General features: G+C 53.6%; 10 protein-coding genes. 6 read left to right on the top strand and 4 right to left on the bottom strand.

Annotated elements, in window-relative coordinates; translation table 11 throughout:
* Positions 1 to 7: 7 nt before the first annotated feature.
* The 3 genes from AC2FLB_RS20485 to AC2FLB_RS20495 are packed head-to-tail and all read left to right on the top strand — an operon-like array spanning position 8 to position 3,293.
* On the top strand, positions 8 to 1,012 hold the full coding sequence (locus tag AC2FLB_RS20485) for an ABC transporter ATP-binding protein (RefSeq protein ID WP_496709975.1): 1,005 nt from the start codon (positions 8 to 10) through the stop codon (positions 1,010 to 1,012).
* A complete protein-coding gene (locus AC2FLB_RS20490; RefSeq protein ID WP_496709976.1) occupies positions 1,009 to 1,782 on the top strand; it encodes an L-iditol 2-dehydrogenase in 774 nt (257 codons plus the stop codon). Before AC2FLB_RS20485 ends, AC2FLB_RS20490 begins: the two co-directional genes overlap by 4 nt.
* The gene (locus AC2FLB_RS20495; protein WP_496709977.1) at positions 1,782 to 3,293 is read left to right on the top strand and encodes a mannitol dehydrogenase family protein; all 1,512 of its coding nucleotides are present in this window, start codon (positions 1,782 to 1,784) and stop codon (positions 3,291 to 3,293) included. The genes AC2FLB_RS20490 and AC2FLB_RS20495 overlap by 1 nt, the downstream gene beginning before the upstream one ends.
* Before the next feature lie 471 nt (positions 3,294 to 3,764).
* Here the strand turns inward: AC2FLB_RS20495 and AC2FLB_RS20500 are convergent, their stop codons facing one another.
* The gene (locus AC2FLB_RS20500) at positions 3,765 to 4,871 is read right to left on the bottom strand and encodes an alkene reductase (RefSeq protein ID WP_496693113.1); all 1,107 of its coding nucleotides are present in this window, start codon (positions 4,869 to 4,871) and stop codon (positions 3,765 to 3,767) included.
* A 122-nt stretch (positions 4,872 to 4,993) separates the two neighbouring features.
* Positions 4,994 to 5,590 carry a TetR/AcrR family transcriptional regulator gene (locus AC2FLB_RS20505; RefSeq protein WP_496693114.1) on the bottom strand — a complete coding sequence of 199 codons (597 nt, stop codon included), beginning with the start codon at positions 5,588 to 5,590 and terminating at the stop codon, positions 4,994 to 4,996.
* A 621-nt stretch (positions 5,591 to 6,211) separates the two neighbouring features.
* Between AC2FLB_RS20505 and AC2FLB_RS20510 the strand changes: the two genes are divergently transcribed.
* Complete coding sequence (locus AC2FLB_RS20510) at positions 6,212 to 6,580, top strand: hypothetical protein (RefSeq protein WP_282022420.1); 369 nt, start codon at positions 6,212 to 6,214, stop codon at positions 6,578 to 6,580.
* A gap of 140 nt (positions 6,581 to 6,720) precedes the next feature.
* Here AC2FLB_RS20510 and AC2FLB_RS20515 read toward each other — a convergent pair whose 3' ends face one another.
* Together AC2FLB_RS20515 and AC2FLB_RS20520 are read right to left on the bottom strand one after the other, a co-directional pair.
* Positions 6,721 to 7,203 (bottom strand): c-type cytochrome, encoded by a 483-nt coding sequence (locus AC2FLB_RS20515; protein WP_496703743.1) that lies wholly within the window; start codon positions 7,201 to 7,203, stop codon positions 6,721 to 6,723.
* A gap of 351 nt (positions 7,204 to 7,554) precedes the next feature.
* Positions 7,555 to 7,983 carry a c-type cytochrome gene (locus tag AC2FLB_RS20520; RefSeq protein ID WP_496709978.1) on the bottom strand — a complete coding sequence of 143 codons (429 nt, stop codon included), beginning with the start codon at positions 7,981 to 7,983 and terminating at the stop codon, positions 7,555 to 7,557.
* Positions 7,984 to 8,215: 232 nt separating this feature from the next.
* On the opposite strand from AC2FLB_RS20520, the gene AC2FLB_RS20525 reads away from it, so the two are divergent.
* Positions 8,216 to 8,809: a DUF6512 family protein gene (locus tag AC2FLB_RS20525; protein ID WP_496709979.1), complete on the top strand. Its 594-nt coding sequence runs from the start codon at positions 8,216 to 8,218 to the stop codon at positions 8,807 to 8,809.
* Positions 8,754 to 9,023, top strand: a 270-nt coding sequence (locus tag AC2FLB_RS20530; RefSeq protein ID WP_496709980.1) for a transposase, incomplete at its 3' end; no start/stop codon positions are given. The genes AC2FLB_RS20525 and AC2FLB_RS20530, both read left to right, overlap by 56 nt.

Raw genomic sequence — 9,023 nt, forward strand, 5'->3', positions numbered from 1 at the left:
ACTCCGCATGGGACGCATTCAACTCAAATCCGTGACCAAGAAATTTGGCGACGTTGAAGTCATTCCGCCGCTGGATCTGACCATTCAAGATGGCGAATTCACCGTCTTCGTCGGCCCCTCGGGCTGTGGCAAGTCCACCTTGTTGCGGCTGATTGCCGGGCTGGAGGATATCACCTCGGGCAATATCGACATTGACGGGGCGGATGCCACCGATGTGCCGCCCGCAAAGCGCGGTCTGGCGATGGTGTTCCAGTCCTACGCGCTGTACCCGCATATGACGGTGCGCAAGAACATCGCGTTCCCGCTACGCATGGCCAAGCTGGATCAGGCCGAGATCGACCGCCGCGTCGAGGGCGCAGCCGATGTTCTGAACCTGACCGATTATCTGGACCGCCGACCGGGGCAACTGTCCGGCGGTCAACGCCAGCGCGTTGCCATTGGCCGCGCCATCGTACGTGAGCCTGCGGCGTTTCTGTTTGACGAGCCACTCTCGAACCTCGACGCCGCCTTGCGCGTTGGAATGCGGCTCGAAATCAGCGAGCTGCATAAGCGTCTTGCAACCACGATGATCTATGTGACCCACGACCAGGTCGAGGCGATGACGATGGCCGACAAGATCGTCGTGCTGCAGGCCGGTGTGATCGAACAGGTGGGCAGCCCGCTCGAGCTGTATAAGACTCCGCGAAACCTGTTTGTCGCGGGCTTTATCGGCTCACCCAAAATGAACTTCATTTCGGGTGAAGAGGCCGCGAAACATGACGCCCATACGATCGGGGTCCGCCCCGAGCATCTGGAGGTATCCGACAGTTCCGGCACCTGGTCCGGGGTGGTTGGGGTTTCCGAACATCTGGGCTCGGACACGTTCTTCCACATTCACGAAACCGGCCTTGCGGACACGATCACCGTACGAGCGGGGGGTGAAGTTGGCTTCAACCACGGCGACCGTATCTATCTGACGCCACGCGCGGATGTGATCCATCGGTTTGACGCAAAGGGCCTGCGGATCGAATGACACGTCTGGTCGGTAAAACCGCCCTGATTACCGGGGCCGCGCGTGGCATCGGACTGGCTTTTGCCAAAGCCTATGTTGCCGAAGGGGCCCGTGTCGCGCTAGCCGACATTGACGGCGCGCGCGTGCAAGCCGCGGCCGCCGAAATCGGTGAGGCCGCTTTGGCTATCGAGATGGATGTGACCAACCAGCAGAGCATCGATGCAGCGGTGGCAAAGACGGCTTCACATTTCGGTCCCATCGACATTCTGATCAATAACGCCGCCATCTTTACTGCAGCACCAATCGTTGAAATCGAGCGTGCCGACTACAACCGAGTTTTCGACATCAACGTCTCAGGCGCCTTGTTCACGATGCAGGCCGTCGCGCGCCATATGGTCAAACACGGGACCAAAGGCCGGATCATCAACATGGCATCGCAAGCCGGACGACGGGGCGAGCCTCTGGTCGCCGTCTATTGCGCAAGCAAAGCCGCTATCATTTCGCTTACCCAATCTGCAGGGCTGAACCTGATCCAACACGGCATCAACGTAAATGCCATTGCTCCGGGGGTTGTCGATGGCGAACACTGGGATGGTGTGGACGCCTTTTTTGCAAAGCATGAGGGCAAAGAGCCCGGGCAGAAGAAACGCGAGGTAGCCGCAGCGGTGCCGCACGGTCGGATGGGCCGTGCCGAGGACCTGACCGGAATGGCCGTGTTTCTGGCCTCAGACGAGGCGCAGTATATCGTCGCGCAAACCTATAATGTCGACGGCGGGAACTGGATGAGCTGATGGATCCTCTGGCAAACGCAAATACCCCGGTGCGGCTGCGGCGCGACAGCCTTGCAGATATGCCTGCGACTGTCAGGACACCGAATTACCTGCCCACAGACCTGAAACCCGGCATCGTCCATATCGGGCTGGGCAATTTTCACCGCGCGCATCAGGCCTGGTATATCCACCAGTTGATGCAACAGGGCCAAGCACTGGACTGGGCGATCATCGGGGCCGGTGTCCGCAGCTATGATGCCGAAATGCGAGAGAGGTTGCTGGCGCAGGACTGTCTGACAACACTGATCGAGCTGGACCCAAAGGGAATATCCGCCGAAATTGTCGGAGCCATGATCGACTACCTGCCAATCGAAGAGGGCAATGCGACGCTGATCCGGCAGATGGCCGATCCGTCCATCCGGATTGTGTCGCTTACAGTGACCGAGGGCGGCTATTTTCTGGACGCCAATACCGGCGCGTTCAACGCCGATCACGAAGACATTCGATACGATGCCGCCCATCCAGACCAGCCGCGAACCGCGTTTGGCGCCATTGTTGCAGCTCTTCGACAGCGCAAGAAGGAGGGTTTGAAACCCTTTACCACACTCAGCTGCGACAACCTTCAGGGCAACGGGGTGATCCTGCGAAACTGCATTGTTGGTTTGGCGCGTATGTCTGACCCGAATCTAGCCACATGGATCGACCAATATGGCGCATTTCCCAATTCGATGGTGGATTGCATTGTACCCGCTACGACAGAGCAGGTTGTTTCGCAATGCCACGGACTTGGAATCGATGACCGCGTCCCTGTCTCACATGAAAACTTTCGCCAATGGGTGATCGAGGACAATTTTTGCGCAGGGCGTCCGCCGCTCGAACAAGTCGGTGTCACACTGACCCACGATGTTCATAGCTATGAGACGATGAAACTGCGTATTTTGAACGGCGGTCATCAGCTGCTTGCGAACGTCGGAGAAATCCTGAACGTCCCGACGATTTCACGATGCATGCAGGACTCTGATATCCTGGCGTTTTTCGCTAAAGTTCAGGCAGAAGAAATCCTCCCGCATGTCGCTGCTGTCCCCGGCGCTAAACCAAGTGAATATCTTGATCTGGTCGAAAAGCGATTTGCAAACACCGCCATCCATGACACCACGCGCCGCGTCGCGTTTGACGGATCCTCACGGCATCCCGGTTTCTTGCTGCCTTCGCTGCGTGACGCAGTTGCCTCGGGCCCTGCCCCCAGCGGGCTGGCCCTGGCCGAGGCATTCTGGTGCCGGATGTGTGCAGGCAGGCGCGAGGATGGGTCTGAAATTGCGCCAAACGACCCCCATTGGGACGCTCTTCAGCACATCGCGCTGGCGTCCAGAGATGATCCGAAACTGTGGATCGAGCAGGATCAGTATTACGGCGAGATTGGCCGTGAAACCCGCTTTGGTCAGGCCTTTTCTTTTTGGCTGACCAAGATCTGGAGACATGGCAGCCGCGCTGCGATAGCAGACTACGTCGCGCAGACCTCCGCGTCAGAATAACCGGTCAAAACACATGGAGATCAGTCGCGGGCCAAAACCGCGCAGTTCCGTGACGTATCACGTGCAAACGCGGCGCAGGGTTTCTGACACAGCAAATTGGCACGCACCCATAAAAATTGTAGGTGCTCTCATAACGCTGCATCGCCGCCATTGATTTTACTCACAAAAATTGAAGACTTTTGCGCATAAATTTGCACGATTTGCCCATAACATTGCGCGGTTCGAGAAACGCGCTCAATTGATGGTAGTCACCAAACATCTTCTTCAACTAAAGCCGGGCGTTTCTCAATCAAGAGTAAATTCTTATTGGAAATATTCGACCCTGATCATAGGGAAGCAGTTCTTTCGAGGGCTTGTGATAGATCCTCGCTTCAAGAATGGATATCTCCGTAATTGCCAAGTGAGCGCGTCCAAACCGACGCGCTCACTTTGCTTGGTATTGCTTGTCACTACAGAGTTAAGAGCGATGTATCACTCTGCAGCAACAGCTTCCTCTTCCAGTGCCGGGTAGTCGGTGTACCCTTTTTCATTGCCGCCGTAGAGCGTGGTTGGATCGAGCTCATTCAGAGCGGCGCCTTTCTCCAACCGGTTGACAAGATCAGGATTGGAAATAAACGGCCGACCAAAGGCCACCAGATCGACGGCTCCGGTTTCAACCGCTTCAATCGCCATGTCTCGGTCATAAGCGTTGTTGCCCATTTTCGCACCGTCAAACAGATCATAGAGCATCTTCAGATCGCCACCTTTCGGAATATCGCGGGGGCCGCCGGTCTGTCCCTCCACAAGATGGAGATAGGCCAGCCCATAGCCATTCAGCAATTTGACCGCATGAGTGAATGTCGCCTGCGGGTCGCTGTCGGAGATGTTGTTGGCGTCCGAGAACGGGCTTAGGCGGACACCAACACGGTCGGCGCCCCACACGTCAACAACTGCGTCCATGACCTCTTTCAGAAACCGTGCTCTGTTCTCGACAGGACCGCCGTATTCGTCTTCACGCTTGTTGGACTCGTCCCTCAGGAACTGATCGATAAGGTATCCGTTGGCTGCATGGACCTCGACACCGTCGAAACCGGCCTCCTTGGCGTTTTCCGCGGCCCTCCGGTAGTCAGCAACGATGCCAGCAATTTCTTCGACGGCCAGAGCCCGCGGCTCAGATGTTTCGACGAACTGCTCACCATCAAAGGTCTTGGCCTTAGCGCCGATCGCAGATGGCGCAACAGGGGCACCACCATCCGGCTGTAAGCTGGTATGCGAAATCCGGCCCACATGCCAAAGCTGGATCACGATCTTGCCGCCCTCAGCATGGACGGCCTCAGTCACTTTTCTCCAGCCGTCGATCTGTGCTTCGGAATAAATGCCAGGTGTCCAGGCATAGCCTTTGCCTTGGGGCGAGATTTGCGAAGCTTCCGTGATGATCAATCCAGCACCCGCCCGTTGCACGTAGTACTTGGTCTGCAATTCATGGACGCTGTCATCTTCGGCTCTTGCCCGGTTGCGGGTCAGTGGCGCCATGACAACGCGGTTTTTCAGCTCGATTGCACCAGCTTTGATGCCGGAGAACAGTTTTTCATCAGCCATTGCTGCTTCCTTCTTTGGTAAACTTCGTTCAGATATTATTGGACCAATTAGTCCAATATTAGGGTCACTGTCTCTTGATTGAGTTTGTGTTAGGTTTCATTTCCTTGTTGTAGCGGGAGGCCTTATGGCGAAATCACCAACCGGGCTTGTTTCAGGGTTTGCGAAATCTGCTCAGAGGGAATGCCCGCCTTGCGCAAGGCTAGCGTGCCAATTGCAAGGGAGGCAAAGGCGCGTGCCTTGTCGAGTACCTGTCCCGGATCCGAAGGCTCAAGCGCTCTTGCAATAATCTCGTCAATACTCTCCAAATGCTGTCGTCCGAGAGCCGCCACTTCATTGTCATGCGGGGCAAGTTCCGTTAGGCAATTGATCAGCATGCAGCCGTCACGACCGCCTTGCGGGTTCGCCAAAGCTTCCATTATCGCACCAACGGGGTCATTTCCGCCCGCATCTGCAACGTCACGCAGATTTTTCAAACCACGCCTTGAATAGTGCCTGAGGGCTTTGTGAAATAAAGTCTGCTTGTTGACGAACGTTCCATAGAAGCTGGAACGGCTCAAACCCATGGCCTTGGTCAGATCGTCCACGGACGCGGTCTCGTAGCCCTTGTGCCAAAAAACGCACAAGGCTTTTTCCAAAGCCTCAGCTTCGTCAAAGGCGCGAGGCCTACCCGGGCCTGCGGGTGATTTGATGTCGCCAACTGCGAGAGTTTCTTTGCTCATGAGCAAGATGTGGAATGGTCGGTCCAGAAATTCAAGGTGGCGGTAGAGAAATTTTGGAATGATCAGTCCGTATTGTGACCTGAGAAAGGAATTTAGATCGGTAGAAATGCAAAACCTCCCCATCGCGCTTGGTGTCACGCCAATCTTAGGATCGGGACCTTTTGTCTTTTTGCGGGAGTGTCAGACGAAGAGGATCGTGATCGTAGAAAAGAAAGTTCACCCTCGGTACTCGTTTCCAACACTGGACAGAGTGACTGGTGGCTTTGTCCAATACGTAGATGTTGATCACTCACAAACCAGAGATTGGTTCGGTAGATCCATGGCCAATGCCCTCAACTTGTGAGGATTACTACCCCAATGAGTAACAAAGCCACGAATTCAGAACTGGTTTTACGAGCATACGAACGGCGAGCCATTGTAAGCAAACCAACAATAATTTCAGCGCGCTAGATTAAAAAAACGAGGTTAGCTGAAGTTTAATTCGCCCAATGTGAACTTCTTAACTTTGGCTAGAACGATTTCTTGTCAGTATCGTTTCATGAGTTGTTAGCGAGTTCGGTGAGTAAGTAGATGTATTTGCATAGTTTCGAGGGACATTGTAGCGCAGTCAATGACATCCGGATGGATGATTTTGCGCTTGAGTATTCGTTGTTGGACGATGCCGGCGTGCACGCACAATGGCAAAATGGCTCCTGGCAGATCACGCGGATAGCCGATATCTGGACAAGAACCGGGAAGGTACTTTCTTTGCCTTACAAAGGGGCCAACGCCTATCCATCTTTCCAGTTTGCTGAGGATGGAACCCCGCTTCCTTTGATGGAAAAAGTGTTGAAAGCCCTGCCACGTGAAATGACGCCGTGGCAATGCGCATTCTGGTTAACCTCACCCAATTCAGAACTCCGAGGGGAAAGTCCGGCAAATCGCATTCAGACCGGCGATGACTGCATAGTCGATATCGCAGGCGAAGCTGGTGGTCTGATGGCAGCTTAGTGTTAGCTTCTGGTCACTCATACGTCGTACAGCATCTGGCAAATTCGTGTCTCCCTTGCTGTTTCCGCCTCCGGCAAGAATAGCGAGATCAGGGCACTCAACGCAGCACTCTATAGCGTACTTAGCTGTGGAGCAGAACTTCACGGAACATACCGTTCCGGCTTCGGAGACTGAATACTCTCCAAATACTCAGCAATTTCGATAAGTCTGGAAGGAATACGCGCAACCAAACCGTTGCCCGTATCGAATTCGACAGCAGGGCCGTCATTCAATTCGGTGATTATCGGCATGTCATCGCGTGGTTCTTGTAATTTCAAATAACCGTCCAAGATCGACATGACCTCCAACATGGGCCACACGCCCCCCCGGCGTTCGGAAATCTTTGTTAAATCAGCAGGCTGTGTTTTCAAATCAGTGGCGTCAGGCCCATCTCCTGTCGCATCGACTCCGTGACACCTGGCGCAATGCTCGACAAAAAGGTCTTTCCCAAGGTCCGAAAACTCGTCGGCCGCAGATATCGTTGCAACCGAAGAAATGCCCATGCTTGCAGCGATCATAAAGTACCTCATAAGCTGGAGGTCCTTTGCTAAACGAGAGTTTCTACAACAAAAATGAACCGACATCTTCCTCCGGTCAACGTCGGTCCTTTACCATATAACGTTCGCTATCCTGTGGCCCAAAACCGATTGATGGGGACAGGCAGCAGCGAGCTCAGAACAGCTTCACCATTTAACATTCGGTATTTAGCATGTGACGGTGCTCGGCTCTTTGACATAAATCATATGTCAACTCGCAGTTTGCCAGAATTGGGCTCGGCACGCCAATTCGGCCAGATTATTTTGAGTGACTGCTTACGCATAGCAGACCACGGCGCTTCACAATGCTGGGTCTGCAATAGTCACCTGGTCAAAAAAGGTGCAAATCCAGAACACCGACAAACTGTCAATTTCTGATCTAACGCCAAGATCACTAATCTACTGTTGGATACTTTCTAAGAAGAACAATAAACCCGCTAATTCCCGCGGAGTGGGCGTCAAGACACCCTCGATTTCAACCGGAACTAGGTCTTCCACCATTTCCCCGCCAAACTCCGGCATAACCCGAGCAAGATGGCTGTTTTCCGGGTCGCCGTAGATGTAGCTAAGTGCGCGTGCTTGAGGGAAAGTGCCTCCGTTCTTCGCGCTCAATGTTGTCAAATCTGTTGGCGCAACAGAAAGACCGCTGCTTGCCGGGCCACCGCCTCTACCATCCACACCATGACAAGAAGTACAGTTTTCTGAGAAAAAGGCCGCTCCATCAGCGCGAGTGGGCATGACATCGGCGTCAGGATACAGGTCTGAACACGACGCCGTGGCCAGAGCAATAAATCCAGCCGATAATATAACCCACCTTTTAGCGTGCATGCTCTACCCCGGTTTTTAATCAAGCCTACGGTCTATTGTAGCGCATGGCAATGACCGCAACTGCGGTTTGAAAATCGATGAGGGTCAACTTTAAGAAACTCTTACAAGGACTTGGGCATTGCCGCTCACCATGGGCGGTGAAAGCTATTTGTAGACCTTCTATGTCCTGTGGGCATTTCACTTTTGAGAATCTAAGCAAAGTATACGACAATCTGGATTGGGGGATCCAAACATGCTGGAACCCTCTTCCCGAATAGTTTGGCTCGAAGCGATTGGGGCGATCCTGATGATCCTACTCAGATCCGGGCTGTACTTTGCATATGTTTTGCTGGGAAGTTGGGCACCAGTGGCGCTTGTGGCAGCTGTCAACGAGTCAATTTGGGAACACTTAAAGCTGACTTTTAGGCCAGGATTTTTTTGGTCCTGCCTAATGCCGCTTCCACCCCAACTTACAAGAAGGGACGTATTTAGTGCTAAGGGATTTAGCCTCGCAATTACTGCTATTTCGATTGTGACAGTATTCACGGCATACACAGTGATACTTGAGCGCAACTTTTTGGTTTTTGATATTGGACTATTTGTTGCAGCAATTTGCATCGGCCAGATCGTGTCAATTCTGATGCTTGATTATGAAGGTCGAATTCGTGAACTCATCCATGTATTCGGCCTGGTTCTCTTTGGGGTTCAAGTCGTCGCCTATAGTACCTTAGGTCGTGTTGATGAAAGGGATTCACAGCGACCTCTGATCGTTATTCAAGCCGGTATCTGCGATGGAGGCCAGCTTAGCACGAAGTCTAATGCCGGACGAGGAGTGGGCGTTCTTTGAACGGTTCATCCTTTCGGTCCGTGCCCCGAACGGGCGCAAACCTACCAACCATCGCCTTTTTCTTGATGGCGTTTTCTGGATTGCACGTACAGGTGCCCCATGGCGAGACCTGCCTGAGGAGTTTGGGAAGTGGTCGAGTTTCTACCGACAGTTCCGCCGATGGACTCTCGCGGGGCTCTGGGAACAGATCCTGGAAGCCTTGACCGGGAGCAGG

The sequence above is a fragment of the Ruegeria sp. CDSA236 genome (genome assembly GCF_059611285.1).

Bases quoted from the DNA above. Each gene is read 5' to 3' on its own strand.
- AC2FLB_RS20485 (WP_496709975.1), top strand. From the start codon at position 8: ATGGGACGCATTCAACTCAAATCCGTGACCAAGAAATTTGGCGACGTT.
- AC2FLB_RS20490 (WP_496709976.1), top strand. From the start codon at position 1,009: ATGACACGTCTGGTCGGTAAAACCGCCCTGATTACCGGGGCCGCGCGT.
- AC2FLB_RS20495 (WP_496709977.1), top strand. From the start codon at position 1,782: ATGGATCCTCTGGCAAACGCAAATACCCCGGTGCGGCTGCGGCGCGAC.
- AC2FLB_RS20500 (WP_496693113.1), bottom strand. From the start codon at position 4,871: ATGGCTGATGAAAAACTGTTCTCCGGCATCAAAGCTGGTGCAATCGAG.
- AC2FLB_RS20505 (WP_496693114.1), bottom strand. From the start codon at position 5,590: ATGAGCAAAGAAACTCTCGCAGTTGGCGACATCAAATCACCCGCAGGC.
- AC2FLB_RS20510 (WP_282022420.1), top strand. From the start codon at position 6,212: ATGGATGATTTTGCGCTTGAGTATTCGTTGTTGGACGATGCCGGCGTG.
- AC2FLB_RS20515 (WP_496703743.1), bottom strand. From the start codon at position 7,203: ATGTCGGTTCATTTTTGTTGTAGAAACTCTCGTTTAGCAAAGGACCTC.
- AC2FLB_RS20520 (WP_496709978.1), bottom strand. From the start codon at position 7,983: ATGCACGCTAAAAGGTGGGTTATATTATCGGCTGGATTTATTGCTCTG.
- AC2FLB_RS20525 (WP_496709979.1), top strand. From the start codon at position 8,216: ATGCTGGAACCCTCTTCCCGAATAGTTTGGCTCGAAGCGATTGGGGCG.